Source organism: Pedobacter sp. V48 (genome assembly GCF_000523515.1).
Taxonomy (GTDB): Bacteria; Bacteroidota; Bacteroidia; order Sphingobacteriales; family Sphingobacteriaceae; genus Pedobacter.
On sequence record NZ_AWRU01000017.1, the window covers coordinates 52,304 to 71,142 of the forward strand.

17 protein-coding genes and 1 pseudogene are annotated in these 18,839 nt (G+C 36.6%); 12 read left to right on the forward strand and 6 right to left on the reverse strand.

Annotation, left to right across the window (positions count from 1 at the left end):
- The first annotated feature begins 117 nt into the window (after positions 1–117).
- Both queA and N824_RS16060 read left to right on the forward strand, forming a co-directional pair.
- Entirely contained in the window at positions 118–1,167 is a 1,050-nt protein-coding gene (gene queA, locus N824_RS16055) for a tRNA preQ1(34) S-adenosylmethionine ribosyltransferase-isomerase QueA (RefSeq protein ID WP_048906167.1), read from the forward strand.
- Between the two features lie 80 nt (positions 1,168–1,247).
- On the forward strand, positions 1,248–1,931 hold the full coding sequence (locus tag N824_RS16060) for a 2-C-methyl-D-erythritol 4-phosphate cytidylyltransferase (protein ID WP_048906168.1): 684 nt from the start codon (positions 1,248–1,250) through the stop codon (positions 1,929–1,931).
- 51 nt (positions 1,932–1,982) lie between these two features.
- Here N824_RS16060 and N824_RS30315 read toward each other — a convergent pair whose 3' ends face one another.
- From N824_RS30315 to N824_RS16085, 6 genes are all read right to left on the reverse strand, one after another.
- Positions 1,983–2,144 carry a lmo0937 family membrane protein gene (locus N824_RS30315; RefSeq protein WP_152542334.1) on the reverse strand — a complete coding sequence of 54 codons (162 nt, stop codon included), beginning with the start codon at positions 2,142–2,144 and terminating at the stop codon, positions 1,983–1,985.
- 136 nt (positions 2,145–2,280) lie between these two features.
- Positions 2,281–2,502 carry a DUF2795 domain-containing protein gene (locus tag N824_RS16065; RefSeq protein ID WP_008240955.1) on the reverse strand — a complete coding sequence of 74 codons (222 nt, stop codon included), beginning with the start codon at positions 2,500–2,502 and terminating at the stop codon, positions 2,281–2,283.
- Positions 2,503–2,588: 86 nt separating this feature from the next.
- Positions 2,589–3,137 carry a cob(I)yrinic acid a,c-diamide adenosyltransferase gene (locus N824_RS16070; protein ID WP_048906169.1) on the reverse strand — a complete coding sequence of 183 codons (549 nt, stop codon included), beginning with the start codon at positions 3,135–3,137 and terminating at the stop codon, positions 2,589–2,591.
- Between the two features lie 9 nt (positions 3,138–3,146).
- The gene (locus N824_RS16075; protein ID WP_172659157.1) at positions 3,147–3,905 is read right to left on the reverse strand and encodes an ABC transporter ATP-binding protein; all 759 of its coding nucleotides are present in this window, start codon (positions 3,903–3,905) and stop codon (positions 3,147–3,149) included.
- Between the two features lie 50 nt (positions 3,906–3,955).
- Positions 3,956–4,246, reverse strand: coding sequence for an Asp-tRNA(Asn)/Glu-tRNA(Gln) amidotransferase subunit GatC (gene gatC / locus N824_RS16080; protein WP_048906171.1), 291 nt, complete (start codon positions 4,244–4,246; stop codon positions 3,956–3,958).
- Positions 4,243–4,974: a 1-acyl-sn-glycerol-3-phosphate acyltransferase gene (locus N824_RS16085; protein WP_048906172.1), complete on the reverse strand. Its 732-nt coding sequence runs from the start codon at positions 4,972–4,974 to the stop codon at positions 4,243–4,245. Before N824_RS16085 ends, gatC begins: the two co-directional genes overlap by 4 nt.
- 140 nt (positions 4,975–5,114) lie before the next feature.
- On the opposite strand from N824_RS16085, the gene trpS reads away from it, so the two are divergent.
- From trpS to N824_RS16130, 10 genes and pseudogenes are all read left to right on the forward strand, one after another.
- Positions 5,115–6,113 carry a tryptophan--tRNA ligase gene (trpS, locus tag N824_RS16090; protein WP_048906173.1) on the forward strand — a complete coding sequence of 333 codons (999 nt, stop codon included), beginning with the start codon at positions 5,115–5,117 and terminating at the stop codon, positions 6,111–6,113.
- Between the two features lie 45 nt (positions 6,114–6,158).
- A complete protein-coding gene (locus N824_RS16095; protein WP_048906174.1) occupies positions 6,159–6,773 on the forward strand; it encodes a deoxynucleoside kinase in 615 nt (204 codons plus the stop codon).
- Positions 6,774–7,508, forward strand: a complete 735-nt coding sequence (kdsB, locus tag N824_RS16100) for a 3-deoxy-manno-octulosonate cytidylyltransferase (RefSeq protein ID WP_048906175.1) — start codon at positions 6,774–6,776, stop codon at positions 7,506–7,508.
- The gene (locus tag N824_RS16105) at positions 7,505–8,044 is read left to right on the forward strand and encodes a hypothetical protein (protein WP_052334162.1); all 540 of its coding nucleotides are present in this window, start codon (positions 7,505–7,507) and stop codon (positions 8,042–8,044) included. The genes kdsB and N824_RS16105 overlap by 4 nt, the downstream gene beginning before the upstream one ends.
- Before the next feature lie 316 nt (positions 8,045–8,360).
- Positions 8,361–9,299: pseudogene (locus tag N824_RS34345) on the forward strand (carboxypeptidase regulatory-like domain-containing protein).
- Positions 9,300–9,389: 90 nt separating this feature from the next.
- The gene (locus tag N824_RS34350) at positions 9,390–11,132 is read left to right on the forward strand and encodes an outer membrane beta-barrel protein (protein WP_235207151.1); all 1,743 of its coding nucleotides are present in this window, start codon (positions 9,390–9,392) and stop codon (positions 11,130–11,132) included.
- A gap of 7 nt (positions 11,133–11,139) precedes the next feature.
- Entirely contained in the window at positions 11,140–11,898 is a 759-nt protein-coding gene (locus N824_RS16115; RefSeq protein ID WP_048906176.1) for a GLPGLI family protein, read from the forward strand.
- Between the two features lie 194 nt (positions 11,899–12,092).
- The gene (locus N824_RS16120; protein WP_048906177.1) at positions 12,093–13,709 is read left to right on the forward strand and encodes a CTP synthase; all 1,617 of its coding nucleotides are present in this window, start codon (positions 12,093–12,095) and stop codon (positions 13,707–13,709) included.
- A 20-nt stretch (positions 13,710–13,729) separates the two neighbouring features.
- Positions 13,730–15,538, forward strand: a complete 1,809-nt coding sequence (yidC, locus tag N824_RS16125; RefSeq protein ID WP_048906178.1) for a membrane protein insertase YidC — start codon at positions 13,730–13,732, stop codon at positions 15,536–15,538.
- 508 nt (positions 15,539–16,046) lie between these two features.
- Positions 16,047–18,839 carry a S9 family peptidase gene (locus tag N824_RS16130; RefSeq protein WP_048906179.1) on the forward strand — a complete coding sequence of 931 codons (2,793 nt, stop codon included), beginning with the start codon at positions 16,047–16,049 and terminating at the stop codon, positions 18,837–18,839.

An 18,839-nucleotide genomic window follows, 5' to 3' on the forward strand; every position in this document is an offset into this window, starting at 1 on the left:
AAAAAATACATTTATGTTTATGAATAAAACATATCTTGTTTATCAGGACGTAAGTTAATTGCAAAAAAGAAGATTATATTTTGTAAATTTGCGCCCTTAATTATCACATCGAAAAATATGAAGTTATCTCAATTTAAGTTTAATCTACCTGAATCATTAGTTGCCAATAATCCTTCAGAACAAAGGGACGAAGCCCGTTTAATGGTTCTACACAAGGATAGTGGCAAAATTGAACATAAAATATTTAAGGATATTTTAGGTTATTTTGATGATAAGGATGTAATGATATTGAACAACACTAAAGTTTTCCCAGCACGTTTATACGGAAATAAGGAAAAAACAGGTGCAACAATTGAAGTCTTCTTATTGCGTGAACTGAACAAAGAATTACGTTTATGGGATGTTTTGGTTGATCCGGCCCGTAAAATCCGTGTTGGAAACAAATTATACTTTGGTGATGACGATCTGTTAGTTGCCGAAGTTGTCGATAACACTACTTCACGTGGACGAACCATTCGTTTCTTATTTGATGGAACTGACGAAGAATTCAGAAAAAACATCGAAATTCTTGGTGAAACTCCACTTCCAAAATACATCAAGCGTAAAGCTACTGCTCAGGATAAAGAACGTTATCAAACTATTTTCGCAAAACATGAAGGTGCAGTTGCTGCCCCTACCGCTGGTTTACACTTTAGCAGAGAGTTAATGAAACGCCTGGAATTAAAAGGTATTAATTTTGCAGAAGTTACTTTACATGTTGGTTTAGGTACTTTCAGATCTGTAGAGGTTGAAGATTTAACTAAACACAAAATGGACTCAGAACAGTACATTATTGAGCAAAAAGATGCAGACATTGTAAATAAAGCGATTGAAGAAAAAAGGAAGATCTGTGCTGTTGGAACTACTTCTATGCGTGCAATAGAATCAGCTGTTTCTTCAAACAGAACACTTAAGGCAGCTAACGACTGGACAAGTAAGTTCATCTTCCCTCCTTATGATTTCAGCATTGCTAACTCAATGATCACTAACTTCCACACTCCCGAATCAACGTTATTAATGATGGTAAGTGCATTTGGTGGTTACGATTACGTTAGACATGCTTATGAAGTGGCTTTAAAAGAAAAATACCGTTTCTATAGCTATGGTGATGCTATGTTGATCATCTAATCAAAATATTAGAGTTGTAATAGGAGGCTTGAATCAGAACTGATTTAAATCTCCTATTTTTGTTTAAAAGCCAAAATACAATGAAATACTACGCCATTTTAGTTGCAGGTGGTTCTGGCAGCAGAATGCAAAATGCTATAGCCAAACAGTTTCTATTATTAGATGGTAAACCGGTATTAATGCACACCCTCGAGGCTTTTCATCAATGCCCTCTAAATCCTGAAATACTTTTAGTACTAAATATCCATCAGCATGAATACTGGGAAGAGCTATGCGACACCTACAGCTGCTCAATTCCACATCAGGTAGTAAAAGGTGGCGTACAAAGATTTCATTCCGTAAAAAACGGTCTAAAAGCCATTAAGGGCAAAGGGATTGTAGCGGTACATGATGCAGTAAGGCCGCTGATTTCTGCAGGCCTTATCTCTAAGTCATTTCAGGTAGCAGAAGAAAAAGGCAACTGCATCGTAGGCATTACCCCAACAGATTCCATCCGAAGAATGATTGGCAGCCAGAAAAGTGAATCGCTGAATAGAAACGAGGTCGTTTTGATACAAACCCCTCAAACTTTCAATTTGGATGTATTAAAAAAGTCTTATGAAAAACCATTCAGAAATGAGTTTACAGACGATGCCTCAGTTGCCGAATATTCGGGATTTGAGATCAATATGATTGAAGGAGAAAGAGAGAATATTAAAATTACGTACCCTGAGGACCTTGAAATTGCATCGATCTTTCTTAACAAAAGAAAAAAGGCTTTGTAAGATCGTTATGCCGATTTTTACCGGCATAACGACCGATTAACAGGAGTGCTATTATGCTGCCCTATTGATAACTTTTAGAATAATTGCTATAACCGCAATAACTAATAAAATGTGGATTAAGCCACCAACATTTGGGCCAAAGCCATTAAAGAAGAAGCCAATGATCCACAGTATTACTAATACTACGGCAACTAGATAAAGTAGATTTCCCATAACGTTTAATTTTAGGTGTATGTTTTAGACAGATTTCAGGTTGTGTTAAACACTTCCATGACAATACATAAACAATCATCGTTCCAAAAAAAGAAAGGCCCCGACAATCGGAGCCTTTCTTTTTTATTAGTTATGGTTAATATTCGTCTTCGTTAAAGAAGAAATCATCCTTAGTAGGGTAATCTGGCCAAATTTCTTCGATGGTTTCATATGGTTCCCCATCATCTTCCAAAGCTTGTAAATTTTCTATCACCTCTACAGGTGCTCCAGATCGTATACCATAATCTATCAATTCATCTTTTGTTGCAGGCCATGGAGCGTCTTCCAAATGCGATGCGAGTTCTAAAGTCCAATACATATTTCTTTACTATTAAGTTATTCTAAATTTATTCGCAAAAGTATATTAAAAAACCTGAGCAAAACAAACTTTTTTTTCCACTTTTTTTAAAGCCTCGGAAGCCAGATATTTTCTTCCGTTCCAGCATCTAAATTCAGTTTTCGTGCCAAAACAAATAAATAATCGCTTAAACGGTTCAAATAAATGGTCATTTTTTCGTCAACAAAGCTTTCAGCAGCCAAATGTACCGCTAAACGCTCTGCACGGCGGCAAATGCATCTTGCAACATGGCAGTAAGAAACCACCGTATTTCCACCTGGCAATACAAAATGTTTTAACTCCGGCAGTATTTCGTTCATGCTATCCATTTCCAGTTCTAACAATGCAATGTCGCTTTCATGAAGGTCGGGTATCTTCATTTTTGACTTTTCAGGATCAGCAGCTAACGATGCTCCTACTGTGAATAATCTATCCTGAATCTCTTTAAGTATTTTTTGATGATGGCTATCGATTTCCTGGCACATGATTAATCCTATGTAGGAATTAAGCTCATCAACAGTTCCATAACATTCAATACGCAAATGAAATTTCGGAACTCGGGTACCTCCAATTAATGAGGTTAATCCCTTATCACCGGTTTTGGTATATATCTTCATTAAGAAATGTTATACTATTTTCTCAAAATCACTGCCTATTTTCTCCAGATTGCTAAGGCGTGGCGATACAGTTTTAATATCCTCATTCTTATAATCCTTCTCAACTAAACCATCGCGCATACGCACAATACGATGAGCATGCTGCGCAATATCTTCCTCATGTGTAACCAGGATAATGGTATTTCCCTTACTATGAATTTCTTCGAGCAAACCCATAATTTCTATTGAGGTTTTAGTATCAAGGTTACCTGTTGGCTCATCGGCCAATATAATTGAAGGATTATTTATTAAAGCTCTGGCAACAGCTACACGCTGACGCTGCCCACCTGAAAGCTCGTTAGGCTTGTGTGTAACCCTGTTACCAAGGCCAACGTTTTCTAAAGCCTTTTGAGCACGCTCATCGCGCTCTTTTTTAGAAGCACCGGCATAAATTAACGGTAAAGCAACATTATCTAAAGAGGTTGAACGTGGTAAAAGATTAAAAGTTTGAAAAACAAACCCTATCTCTTTATTTCTTACCTCAGCAAGTTCGTTATCAGTCATATGACTCACATTAATTCCATTAAGAATATATGTGCCCTTACTAGGGGTATCTAAACAGCCAAGAATGTTCATTAAGGTTGATTTACCAGAACCTGAAGGTCCCATTAAAGCAACGAACTCGCCTTTATGGATATCAAGAGTAACGGATTTTAAAGCATGAATAACTTCTGAACCTATAACGTATTTACGGCCTATCTCTGTAATTTGTATTAATGCTTTTTCCATCACTTTTTTCTTTTTAGACGATCTTTAATACTCCAATGTTACACTTCAGCTTATTTTTCTATGATCTTAGGAACAAAGAAGAAGCTTTCGTTGTGCTTAGCTGCATTCTTTAACCCATCTTGTACTGTAATTTCCTGCTTCACTACATCTTCTCTCCAGATGTTTTCTTCCTGGTTCATGTAAACCAGTGGCTTTACACCGGTAGTATCCAACTCATTCAACTTCTCCATAAAAGTAAGTATCTTATTCATGTCGGCAATCAATGTATCAACTTCTTTATCTTCAATAGCTATTCTGGCTAAATCAGCAACTTTATTTATGGTTTGCTTATCTATAATCATTTATGAGCAAGTTTACTGTTTATTAAATCAAAAACGCGGTCCTTCAATAGATCTGCGTCATCAACACCCAAATCCTGAGTCCCAACTGGTTTGTGGATGTAAATATCGCAAATTCCCGGACTTGTTCCATATTTTGAACCATCATCCCACATTCTTTTCCAAATATTAATCATACTGACAGGAACAATGGGTATATTTTTTTCAATTGCCAGCCTGAAAGGCCCATTTTTAAAAGGTATCGTTTTAGGTGGATATTGATCTTCTATCCTTCCTTCTGGAAAAATAATCAGGCTCATCCCCTTTTCCAGATTATCACCTGCCTTTTTAAACGCTCTGAAAGCCGAAATCTTACTCTCACGTTTTACCGGAACATCAATAGTATTAAAAAACAATTTTAAAACAGGATTAGCCAACAGTTCTTCTTTACCCATAAAATGAAAGCGGCCCTTTGCAATTACGCAAAGTATCATGATATCAAAATTAGAGGTATGATTAGCACAATAGATATACGTCTGATCAGTTGTCAGCTCTTGTTCAAATTTAATACGATAAGCCAACCCTATAAAGAAACTACAAATGAAGCTATTCCATTTGCGCAGTTTGTTCATCAGATCGTAATACCTTGGGTTTCTTGAAGCCAGATAATAAAACGGGTAAAATAAGGCCGAGAAAACCAAAAGAACAAATAAAGAATAAATGCGGTGCAGATGCCTTAGAAGTTTAACCATTGAATTCAAACATACAAATTTTTAGAATTCAAACCATTAAAGTATTAGAGTTGAGAAATAAATTAACCAATTGAACAAATAAGAATAAAAAAAGAAATTATAAGCGAATCGAGTTGTGGTTTTTTATTAATTTCGGCCCTATGAAAGAAACGGTAGTTAGTGGCATACGTCCGACAGGAAAATTACACTTAGGAAATTATTTTGGTGCGGTCACCAACTTTGTAAAAATGCAGTACGATTATAACTGCTTTTTTTTCATCGCTGATCTTCATTCTTTAACAACTCATCCTACTCCTCAGGATTTACATGGTTACGTTAGACATGTACTGGTAGAATATCTTGCATGCGGAATAGACCCCGAAGAAACAACAATCTATATTCAGTCTGATGTTCCCGAGGTTGCCGAACTGTATTTATATCTAAATATGAATGCATATATGGGTGAACTGGAAAGAAGCACGTCGTTTAAAGACAAAGTAAGGTCTCAGCCAGATAACGTAAATGCAGGTCTGCTAACCTACCCTACCTTAATGGCTGCCGATATTTTGATCCACAAGGCTACTAAGGTTCCAGTTGGAAAAGATCAGGAACAACACCTGGAATTTACACGTACTTTTGGTAACCGATTTAACAGACTATATAATTCAGAATATTTCCCGGAAGCATTTGCTTTTAATTATTCAAAAAACCTGGTTAAGGTACCTGGTTTAGATGGAAATGGAAAAATGAGCAAATCAAACGGAGAAGGTAGCTGCATCTATTTATCAGACAGCCCCGAAATCATCCGCAAAAAAGTATCGCGCGCAGTAACAGATAGTGGTCCCTCAGAGGAGAACCAAAAAAAACCTGAAGCAATCCAGAATCTATTTGATTTAATGAAAATTGTTTCACCTGCTGATACACTGAAACATTTCGATGACTTGTATAATAAAATGGAGATTCGGTATGGCGACTTCAAAAAACAACTGGCCGAAGACATGATCGTTTTCAACACGCCAATTCGTGAGCGCATTGAAGATCTTTCTAAAGACAGCTCATATTTACGTCAGGTAGCTATTCATGGTGCTTTAAAAGCCAGAGAAAGCGCACAAAAAACAATAAGAGAAGTTAGACAATTAATTGGTTTCAAATCATTTTAACTTATTGGCTAAAATAACTACCTTACTGATCTTCAATAAAAGTTTATGCACATAGCGATAGTAGGAAATATAGGAGCAGGAAAAACCACGCTAACGGGTTTACTTGCTAAGAATTATGGATGGGAAGCTTTATACGAAGCTGTTGACAATAACCCATATCTCGAAGATTTTTACAGCGACATGAAGAGATGGAGCTTCAATCTTCAAATTTACTTTCTTAACAGCCGTTTCCAACAAATCGTAGATATACAAAACTTCAACAGAAACGTAATACAGGATAGGACCATATATGAGGATGCTCATATATTTGCGGATAACTTACATGATATGGGCTTGATGACTACTAGAGATCATCAAAACTATAAAGCAATTTTTGCTAACGTTACTTCATTTATTAAACCTCCTGACTTGCTTGTTTACCTTCGTGCTTCTGTACCCACTCTTGTAAACAATATCCAGCGCAGAGGCAGAGAATATGAAGCCAGCATCCGCATAGATTACTTATCGAAATTAAATGAAAAGTATGAGGCCTGGATTAAAGATTATAAACTGGGTAATCTGCTTATCCTGGATAAGGATAAATTAGACTTTACGAATAACCCTGAAGATTTGGGAACAATAATACAAGCCATAGAAGCCGAAATAAACGGATTATTTTAAATGAAGATTCTCGGAATCATACCTGCAAGATATGCCTCAACCCGCTTTCCGGGTAAACCTTTAGTTCAAATTAAAGGTAAGAGTATGATTCAAAGGGTTTATGAGCAAGCCAGTAAAGCCAAAAGCTTATCCGATGTAATTGTGGCAACTGACGATGAACGTATTGCCGCTGAGGTTAAAAGGTTTGGAGGTAAGTTCATCATTACCGGAAGCAATCATTTAAGCGGCACAGATCGCTGTGCGGAAGTAGCAACATCTATTTCTGGTTACGATGCAATCATAAACATACAAGGTGATGAACCTTATATAGACCCTGAGCAGATTGATCTTTTAGCCTCGTGCTTTAACGAAAAGGATGTTCAGTTAGCCACTTTAATCAAGGAAATACATACAGAAACCGAGCTTTTCAATATTAATATCCCTAAAGTTGTTGTCAATGCAAAGGGAGAAGCCATCTATTTTAGCCGACAAACAATTCCATATATCAGAAATCAGGAAAAGGAGAATTGGTTAAAAACGCATCATTTTTATAAACATATCGGGATTTATGGCTATATCTACCCTGTTCTGTTAGAAATTACGAAGCTCTCTTTATCTTCTTTAGAAATTGCAGAAAGTTTAGAACAATTAAGATGGATAGAAAATGGGTATAAGATCAAAACCAAGGTAACCGAGATTGAAACTATTGCAATTGATACCCCTGAGGATCTGATTAAAATAAACGATGGCGTATGAAACAATTAATAACCTGTTTTTTTCTCTGCAGCATTTTTTTAGTTGCATGTAACAGTGTTGACAAGGACGATGCCGCTGGAAAAGATTTTGTAAAGATTGTAACAAAGCCATTTACTGATTCTTTAAAGGCTGATACCTTTAAAGTACAAATACTGGGCGACAAACCCGACAACATGCATCTTGCATTCTCTATCAGCTCTTTTGATGGTAAACAGATTTACGATGTAGACATTAAAGCTACCGATTTGTTTAAGAACTATATTGCTACCATAGATCTTTCCAAGAAGAAAAACCAGATCAAATTTCTACAGGAAGAAGTTAACCGTTTCTTTGACGACGAGAACTTCATGGAGCCTGCTGTTGATGAAGCAGACGTGCCTGATGCAAACGTACCCGATAGAGCATTTTTCGACGAGCTCAAAAAAACCAAATTGAATGGATTCATATATCGACTGGGAAAAGAGAGTAAAAATTATGTAGCCTGGTCTGATAAAGAAGGTAAGGTTAAAACTTACTATACTTGCTGTACCAAGTAAAATCTTACATTTTAATAAAAACCATATCAACACAATAAATGCTTATTTGATGCGTTTTTGAGCATTCCATTAAAATTGTTTAAAATAATTAAAAAAAATATTATGATAATTTCAAATTTAACACTATGTTTATATAACGAAACAAAAACAACTACGTAATAACTTATAAATAAACAACCTAGAATATTCTAACCAAATATACTTTAAAGAAAGTGCCCGAAATATTTCGGGCCTTTTTTTTGTCCCCCCGCATAAAAACCTTAAGTTGTCAAAAAACATTATTTTAGCTTTCTTAATAAATGTTATACGGTAATTTATGCTGAAGAGGTTATCCATTTTCATTTTCCTTACACTATCCTTTCTTACCGTAACTGCGCAAAAAGCAAGTGTTACAGGTAGGGTTGTCGATACATTGGGAAGAAGGAATCTGGAACACAGTTCAGTTTTATTGCTAAGATCCGTTGACTCTATAATGGTAAAAACTACCCGAGCAAATGCAGAAGGAAAGTTTGAATTTAGAAACGTTACCAAAGGCGATTACAAGCTGTTGGTAACATTTCCTAAAATGGCCGACTATATCACAAACTTAAGGATTTCGGATACCGCTAACATTAGGCTTGGCGACATTAAAATGGAGCTTAAATCGAAACTCTTAAGCGAAGTAGTTATACAGGCAAAAAGCGCGGTCCGGATGAAAGGCGATACTTTAGTATTTCAGGCCGATAGCTTTGCTGTGCGTACCAATGCCAATGTACAAGAATTACTAAAGAGACTACCAGGTGTTGCTGTTGATAAAAACGGAAATATAAAAGCACAAGGCAAAGATGTTAAGACCGTTTTAGTTGATGGAGACGAGTTTTTTGGCGATGACCCGCTTTTGGCGACAAAATATTTAAAGGCAAATGCTGTAGAAGAAGTTCAGGTTTTCGATAAAAAAAGTAAAACAGCCGAGCTTACCGGAATAGATGATGGTGTAAAGAACAAGACCATTAATATTAAATTAAAGGAAAATGCCAAAAATGGATACCTCGCATCTTTAGATGCAAACCAAGGAAACGACAAGTTCCGAGATTACGGTGCAATGGTTGGGGTTTTTAAGAGCAAGCTCAAAGCTGCAGTTTATGGAACTTACTCCACCCTCACCAATGATTCTAAAATCAACCGATCTATGCGCAAGCTTAAAGGGGAAGAGTATGATGTGATTGAGGTGGGTGATGATGGCASCTMSRYGAYGNNYTCTTCYGRTNKKRGMTRATRANYSWYGMTKAYMKCTYSYMWASYMGYSRCTYGNMSMRWTWANKYTRATWTNSKSKKTYRCTTTGCCGACAGGTTCGAAAACAATACTATGGGGGTAAAGCTTAATTTTAAAGGTTTCGACTACAAAAACAAGAATATAAGAACTTCTAAATCCGAGGAACTTCTACCCAATGGATCGTTATTTTCAAGCTCCGGAAGGAAAGAAGACAGGTCAAAAAACACTGGTGAAAGCCTAAGAGGTGGCTACAGTTACAATATAGATTCACTTACTACATTAAAAATAGCCTTTGGAGCAAAGCAAAACAGAAATCAGCTAAACTCTACGAGTGACGACTTTACAAGAGATCAGCGAGGCTTATTTATCAGTAACAATACCCAAACCAATACCGGCTCTGGTCATAGTGAAGCATTTAACGGAAATATCAACTGGTCAAAAAGATTTAATAAAAAAGGAAGAACACTATCAATAGACATCCAGCCCGAGAATCTTTCCAGTAAAAACATTGAAAAAAGTATAAATCAGACAAAGTACTATGATGACAATGGCCATGAAAACCGGGTAGAAAACACGAACCTGAATAAAGACAACGTAAACGATCAAAAATCAATAGGCACCAGGATCAGTTATACAGAACCCTTATCAAAACGGTGGGCTATAGAAGCAGGATATAGCTTCAAAACAATAGCATCAAGCAGCTACAGATTAGTTTCAGATAATAGCACCAATAAAATAGACTCTTTAAGTAATAATTTTAAATTCATCAACTTCTCAAATGTTGGAAAAATAATTACGCAATATAAGGTTAAGAACTTCTCTATCTCTACCGGATTGGAAGCCACACAAACAAATTTTGTGCTTAAAGATCTAGATCAGCAAAGCGACTTTGACCGCAACTATTTAAACCTATCTCCAAGCACCAATCTTTTCTATAAAATAAACAACAACAGCAACTTATCTGTGAACTACAATGGTTACATGCAACAGCCAAGCATTAATCAGATACAACCGGTAAGGCAGTTAAACAACCCCCTATTTCAGGTTATTGGAAACCCATCTTTAAGGCCTTCGTTTACAAATAACTTCGGTCTTTCTTACAATAGTTTTCAGTTCTCAACCGACCAGTATATCTCTGGTTATTTTAGCTACGGTTTTACGAATAACGCAATTGTCGACACAGAAATAGTTGATGAATTTAACAAAAGAATCTCCAGCTATACCAACCTGAATGGAAACAATTCAATAGCAGGAAACGTATATTACTCTAAAGGTTTTCCGAAGTTAAACTTCCGCTTTGGTATAGACCTCGGATTTAATACCTCTAACAATCAAACGATATTAAATTTTACGAGAAACAGAACAAGAAATACTCAATTTAATTTAAGAACATCTTTTAATTACTATACGCATAAACTTGATTTAAGCTACACCCCATCGGCCAGCTTTATGTATGGTAAATCATCTATTGGTAGCATTAATGACGGCAGAAGCTTAATTCACGACCATGAGTTATCTGCAACAGTACAACTACCTTACAAATTCGAATTTAATTCAACCATGTCCCTTTCATTCCGTCCTGCAAACTCATCTTTTGATAAAGATCTGGACGTGATCATATGGAATGGTTACCTGTCAACCAAGGTATTAAAAAACGAAGCGCTTGAAATTAAACTTTCCATAACGGATATCCTTAATCAAAAAATTGGGTACAACAGATATGTTGGTGGAAATATTAAAAGTGAAAGTACGTTTAGCTATATTCCCAGATATGTATTATTTGGGATAAACTGGAATTTAAGTGGTAATTTTATTAAAAATTCCAGCGTTAAATAGCTAATAAATGAGCAGGTCGGTATTTTTTCTTCTTTTCTGTGCAATGCCGTTTAAATTGCTAGCCCAGCAGCTTTTTATTCCGAATGGGAAAATTACGTTCGAAAAAAGGATAAATATGGTGCGTACAATGGCGGATTTTGGACTTTCTGATGAAATTAAAGGGGCCATGAAAAAGTACAAAATCAGTAATTGGGACCTTTATTTTGACCGTACAAGGTCTATTTATAAAGCTCAAAAAAAAGACGACAATGATGAGGATTTAACGTACTTTATTACACCTGGTGAATCGACCAACGAACTTTATGCCGATTACGCAAACAGAAACCGCGTATTAAGGAAAAACATTATGGGCGACGATTACCTGCTAAAAGACACTATACCACGTGTAAACTGGAAAATTATGCACGACATCCGTATAATTTCAGGCTATGAATGCAGGAAAGCAATAGGACGCATTAACGACACGGTTTATGTGGTTGCTTTTTATACAGATGAAATTTTACTGCGCGGAGGTCCTGAAGGGTTCAGCGGTTTACCTGGTATGATATTAGGGCTTGCCATCCCCAGATTAAACACGACCTGGTTTGCCACCAAAGTTGAGGCTTTTACTAATTTTAATAACGAAATTCAACCACCTAACAAGGGCAAAAAAACAGAAACTGACAGAGAATTGAAAAAATTAATTGAATTATTTACACGTTACAACGGAAATAAAAATGAGAAACCAGAAGAAATACGCAAAGCTATATATGGATTCGTACTCTAAAAGAGCTTCTTTATATAATTGCTAGTCAGCCGCTAGAAAGCAAATCATATAAAGAATTTCATTAAAACATTTTTTCCTTTACGAATATTTAAAAAAAGAGCCTTAAAGCTTCGGTTTATTTGCTAACTTTGTATCCCGTACAAAAACAATAAGGACAGCATTAAAAACTGCCTTTATATCAGAAATTCACAAACATGACTAAGTATATTTTTGTTACGGGCGGTGTTACTTCCTCTTTGGGTAAGGGCATCATCTCCGCTTCATTAGCCAAACTATTACAAGCACGCGGCTACAGTGTAACCATTCAAAAGTTTGACCCGTATATCAACATCGATCCGGGAACGCTAAATCCTTACGAACATGGCGAATGCTATGTTACTGAAGATGGTGCAGAAACAGACCTTGATCTTGGACACTATGAGCGTTTCTTAAATGTTCCAACCACACAGGCTAACAACATTACTACTGGTCGTATTTATCAGAATGTAATCAACAAAGAAAGACAAGGCGAATACCTTGGTAAAACGGTGCAGGTTGTACCTCATATTACCGATGAAATCAAAAGAAACATGCGCATTTTAGGCGATAGCGGCAAATATGATATCGTTATTACGGAACTGGGCGGTACTGTTGGTGATATCGAATCACTTCCATTTATAGAGGCAGTACGTCAGTTTAAATGGGAAGAAGGCGCTAATAATGCCATAGTTATTCACTTGACACTAATCCCTTTCCTTGCAGCAGCCGGCGAACTAAAAACCAAACCTACGCAACACTCTGTTAAAGCTTTATTGGAGTATGGTATACAACCGGATATTTTGGTTTGCCGTACCGAGCATCATATCTCCCAGGACATCCGTAAAAAGATTGCCTTGTTCTGTAATGTGAACGTTAATGCGGTAATCGAATCGATTGATGCATCATCAATTTATTCAGTTCCATTGTTAATGATGAAAGAGCAGTTGGATAAAACGGTCTTAACCAAATTAAAACTGGCTCATAAAAACGAACCTGATATGGAAAGCTGGAAAGATTTCCTTGGTCGTTTAAAAAATCCTACATCAGAAGTAACTATAGGTGTTGTAGGTAAATATGTGGAATTGCCTGATGCTTATAAATCTATAACTGAGTCATTTGTTCATGCCGGCGCAAAGAACGAATGCAAAGTACGTGTTCAATACATTCATTCAGAAGGAGTTTATCCTGATAATGCGAAAGAAAAACTTGGTCATTTAGATGGTTTACTTGTTGCTCCTGGTTTTGGTAGCAGAGGTATTGAAGGAAAAATTGATGCAATTAAATATGTAAGAGAAAACAACGTTCCGTTCTTTGGAATTTGTTTAGGTATGCAATGTTCAGTTATCGAGTATGGAAGAAATGTACTTGGACTACAAAATGCAAATACTACCGAGATTGACGAAAACACTGAGCATCCGGTAATTAATATGATGGAAGATCAGAAAACAATTACCAATAAAGGCGGCACCATGCGTTTAGGTTCTTATCCATGCGACCTTAAAAAAGGTACCAAGGCTTTTACTGCTTACGGAAAACAACATATTACAGAGCGTCACAGACATCGTTATGAATTCAATAACGCTTACTTAAGTCAATTTGAAGAAGCAGGAATGATTGCCTCAGGTATCAACCCCGAGAGTAATCTGGTAGAAATTGTGGAGCTTAAAAACCACCCTTTCTTTGTTGGCGGACAGTTTCACCCTGAATTAAAATCAACAGTTGCTAATCCTCACCCACTTTTTGTTAAATTTGTCGCCGCAGCGATGGAGTTTGCGAAGAAGAAAATAAAATAATACGCGTTTAATTAACAATAATGGATAGAAATACGTTTACAGGATTATTCCTGATCATGATTGTTCTGGCAGGTTCTTTTTACTTTTTCAAGCCAAGTGAGGCTGAAATTAAAAAAGAAAATGAAAGAATTGCTGCTGATTCTATAAAGAAAGCAACAGCAAATAGTACTGCAACTCCGGCTACAGCAGCAGTAGCTACATTGCCAGCTGTTGATTCGACTGCATTAAAAGGTCCTTTTGGTGGCAATATTTCTGGTACAGAGCAAACAAGCGTTTTAGAAAACGAAAATTTAAAATTAACTTTCACGAACAAAGGTGGTAAAATCCTTTCTGCGCAGGTTAAAGGACAAACTACTTATGATGGTAAACCGGTAATATTGTTTGATGGTAACCAGAACAAATTTGGGTTAAACTTAAATATAGGCGGCAAAATTGTAAGTACTAACGATTTGTATTTTACTGCTTCTAAAATTGGTCCAAACAGCGTAAGCATGCGTGCCAATTATTCCGGAGATAAATACATTGAATTTGTTTACGATGTAAAACCAAATAGCAGTAAGGTTGGTTTTAACATTAACCTGAATGGTTTAAACCAGGTTATTCAGAACAATACAATCACCTTAAACTGGGAAGCTACTTTACTTGAACAAGAAAAATCGGGTAAAAAAGAGCAGGAACATTCAGCTCCATATTACAAATATGCAGGCGAAAACCCCAACCATCTAAGTGTTGCTAAAGACGAGAAAGAAGAACTAAAGGAAGGAAAGATCGAATGGTTCTCATTCAAACAACACTTCTTCTCGGCGGTACTAATACCAACAGTGCCTTTTGATAAAGGTGAACTTGAAGTTAAAGTAACTACTGAGCCAGGGCAGATTAAATGGTATGGTGCAAATATGCAACTTACATTTAACCAATTGGCTGCTCAAAACTACGCTATGGAGTTTTACTTTGGAACCAACAAATTCTCTACTTTAAAAGCTCAGGGACATGAATTGGAGAAACAAGTAGACATGGGATACTGGCCATTAAAATACATCAACAGATTTATTGTATTGCCTGTATTTAACTTCCTTGAAGGTTTTGGATGGGGATATGGATTAATTATCCTGGTCCTTACCATTATGCTAAAGCTGGCCATGTCGCCATTAACCTACAAATCATATCTTTCAATGGCTAAGATGAGAATCTTGAAACCTGAAATGGATGAAATTAAAGCCAAGGTAGGAGATGACAACCCAACATTGTTACAACAAGAATATTTAAAGCTATACAAGCAAGTGGGCGTAAATCCATTGGGGGGCTGTTTACCAATGTTGCTGCAATTACCATTTGTAATGGCTTTCTTCTTCTTCTTCCCTAACTTATTTGAGCTAAGAGGCGAAAGCTTTTTATGGATGAAGGATCTTTCTACCTATGATGATTTTATCAAGTTTGGTGTAAATATTCCTATTCTAGGTAATCACTTAAGTTTAATGTGTATACTGATGACGATTTCAACATTGATCTACACTTACTTTAATAATCAGATCTCTGGTGCAACCGGTCAAATGAAATACATTGGTTACATTATGCCAATTGTATTTTTAGGTGTGTTAAATAGTTATCCTTCAGGTTTGAACTATTACTACTTCTTGGCGAACATGTTAACATTTGCTCAGCAGTTTTTAATCAAATCTATGGTAGATGACGAAAAAATCCACAAAACACTTCAGGATAACAAAACCAAACCTGTTGTAGAGAAAAAGAAATCAAGATTCAGTGCTAAGCTAGAAGACTATATGCGTCAACAGCAACAAGCACAGATTCAACAAAAAAAGAATAAATAAGTCTATTTCCTTAAGAGGCTGTGCAAACGGTCACTAAAAAGGGGTGTATCATGATAGTGGGTACTGAAAAGGTTGCTCGAAAATATATGAGATAAATAAAGTTATTTATTAACTTTATTTGCCGTCCTTAGAATTAGCCATAGGGATTTCAGCTAGAAAAACTTCTTACAACTTAAAGAAAATGGGGTAATTCATGATTTATGAACTACCCCATTTTTGTAAGGGACTTTTTCAGTGCACTCTCATACGCCCCTTTTTTATCAACTTACTTTAACCAATCTAGTTCTTATAGCAACGCTTCACATGGTTCACCCTACTTTCACTTTTTGCCCACAAAAAGATACTTTCCGGTGGATTTAGTGTATCCCCAATGTAAACGATAAGTGAAGAAACAAGTTCTAGTATGCCCTTTTATTGTAAAATTTGATATACAATACGGATATGTCTTAAAATTTTCTAATTTTTAGACTTCTAGAACTAAACCGGGATAAAAACAACCATTTTAATTATGCAGAAATATCTACTTCTCTCTCTCCTATTTTTTACAACTATCGGATTTGCGCAAAAGAAACCGCTTGATCACACGGTGTATGATGCATGGGAATCTGTTGCTTCCAGAAACTTATCCAATAATGGAAATTGGGCGGCATATGGTATCGCTGCGCAAGAAGGAGATGCAAATTTGTATTTAACTAATCTGCTTACCAACGCAAAAACTAAAATAAACCGAGCCGAAAGTGCTCAGTTTAGTGCCGATTCTAAATTTGCCGTGTTTGCCATTAAACCTTTTTATTCGGCTATACGACAAGCGAAAATTAAAAAGAAAAAGATAGACGAGATGCCAAAGGACTCTTTGGGCATAGCCAACTTAACCAATCTTGCCATAGCAAAGGTTGCACGTGTAAAATCTTTTAAACTGCCAGCGAATGGTTTGGCATTACTTGCCTATCAATTAGAAAAACCTATAGATACATCAAAAAAAGTCCAGGGAGACACCGCAAAAAAAGATGACAAGGAAGGTTCTGATTTGATTTTCAGAAACCTTACAACAGGTATTGAACGTAATTTTAAATACGTAAACGAATATGTTTTTAGTAAAGACGGTAAGCAGCTGGCGCTTGCTTGTACAGGTTCCAAAAAAGATAAGACAGCTCAAACAGGGGTTTTTCTTTTAAACACGGAAAAAGGCACGCTTAAAACATTGGTTAACGGAAAAGGAAGTTTCAAAAACTTTGTGTTTGACGATGAAAGTGAATCACTTGCATTTCTAGGAGAAAGAAGCCCGGAAAAAGCCGAAATTAAAGATTACTTTGTATACTATAACTCACCTTCGTTAGATACTGCCCAAGTTTTGGTAGACAATGATATCCCCGGCTTCCCTGCTAAATGGGCAGTTAGTGGCGACGGAAAATTAAACTTCAACAAAGAAGCCACAAGGCTATTTTTTGGTATCGCTCCAATTAAAAAACCAAAAGATACTACCCTTATCGATTTTGAGCATGCACAGCTGGATGTATGGAGTTATAAAGACGACTACCTGCAGCCAATGCAGCTAAAGAATGCTGAAAGGGAATCGAAAAGAACTTTTTTAACTTCTATCGAAATATTTAATAGTGATGTAAAAGTAGTGCCTTTAACAGATGTTAAACTGCCTGAAGCTAAACTAATTGATGAAGGTAACTCGAACTATGTACTTGCATCATCAGATTTCGGCAACAGAATCCAATCACAGTGGTCTGCAAATTCCATTAAAGATTATTATTTGGTTGATACAAAGACCGGATCGAGAAAAAAGATCATTGAAGGGCTTGTGGGAACTGCAATGCCATCACCATCTGGAAAATTTGTACTTTACTTCGACAAAAAAACAGCTAACTGGTACACTTATACTATTGCAACAGGTAAGATTACACACCTAAATAACGGATTAAATGTTAAGCTTGTAGACGAAGAAAATGATGTACCTGATCAGCCAGATGCTTACGGGCTAGCGGCATGGACTGAGGATGATAAAACTGTTCTATTATATGACAGGTACGACATCTGGGAATTCTCTCCAGACGGAAAAAATGCTCCGCAAAACATCACCAATGGTTTTGGCAGACAGAACAACATTACTTTCCGCTATCAACCACTAGACACCACCGTTCGCTTTTTGGGTAAAAAAGAGACGGTACTGCTTGACGCTTTTAACAATACAACTAAAGAAAACGGATATTATAGAAAGAATATCGGCGACAACAAAAGCCCGGAGCTTGTTATTATGGCTAAGTTTAAGTATTCAAATTTAGGTAAAGCCAGAGATGCCGATCGTTATATCTACGACAAAGCAAACTATAGCAATTCACCTAATGTATTCGCATCAACAGATATGAAAACCGAGGTTAAATTAAGTAATACCAACCCTCAGCAACAAAATTACAATTGGGGAACAGCTGAACTGGTCAACTGGAGTACACCTAAAGGCTTTAAAGCGGATGGCATTCTTTACAAGCCTGAAGATTTTGACCCGGCTAAGAAATATCCTATGATTGTGTATTTCTACGAGAAGTTATCAAATGGATTATATACCTATCAGCCACCAGCTCCCACTCCTTCTAGATTAAACATCTCTTATTTTGTAAGCAATGGGTATTTAGTTTTTGCACCGGACATTAGCTATGAAAGTGGCTACCCTGGCAAATCTGCTGAGGAATTCATTAATTCCGGAGTAGAATTTTTAAAGAAAAACTCATGGGTTGATGGTAGTAAAATCGGCATCCAGGGACAAAGCTGGGGTGGTTATCAGGTAGCTCATTTAATTACAAGAACAAATATGTATGCTGCTGCATGGGCAGGTGCTCCGGTAGTAAACATGACTTCTGCTTATGGTGGTATGCGTTGGGAAAGTGGAATGAACAGACAGTTTCAATATGAAAAAACACAGAGCAGAATTGGTGCTACTTTATGGGAAAAGCCAGAATTATACATTGAAAACTCTCCATTATTTGCCTTACCTAAAGTAAGTACACCGGTAGTAATTATGGCCAACGATGCCGATGGAGCAGTGCCATGGTATCAGGGAATTGAAATGTTTACAGGTTTAAGAAGATTGGGCAAACCCGTATGGATGCTAAATTACAATAATGAGGCACATAACCTGATAAAACGTCAGAACAGAAAAGACATCCAAATACGTGAACAACAATTCTTTGACTACTATTTAAAAGGAGCTAAAGCCCCTTTATGGATGACGCAGGGTATACCGGCAATAGAAAAAGGTAAAACATGGGGTTTTGAGCTTACTGATGAGAAGCCTTAG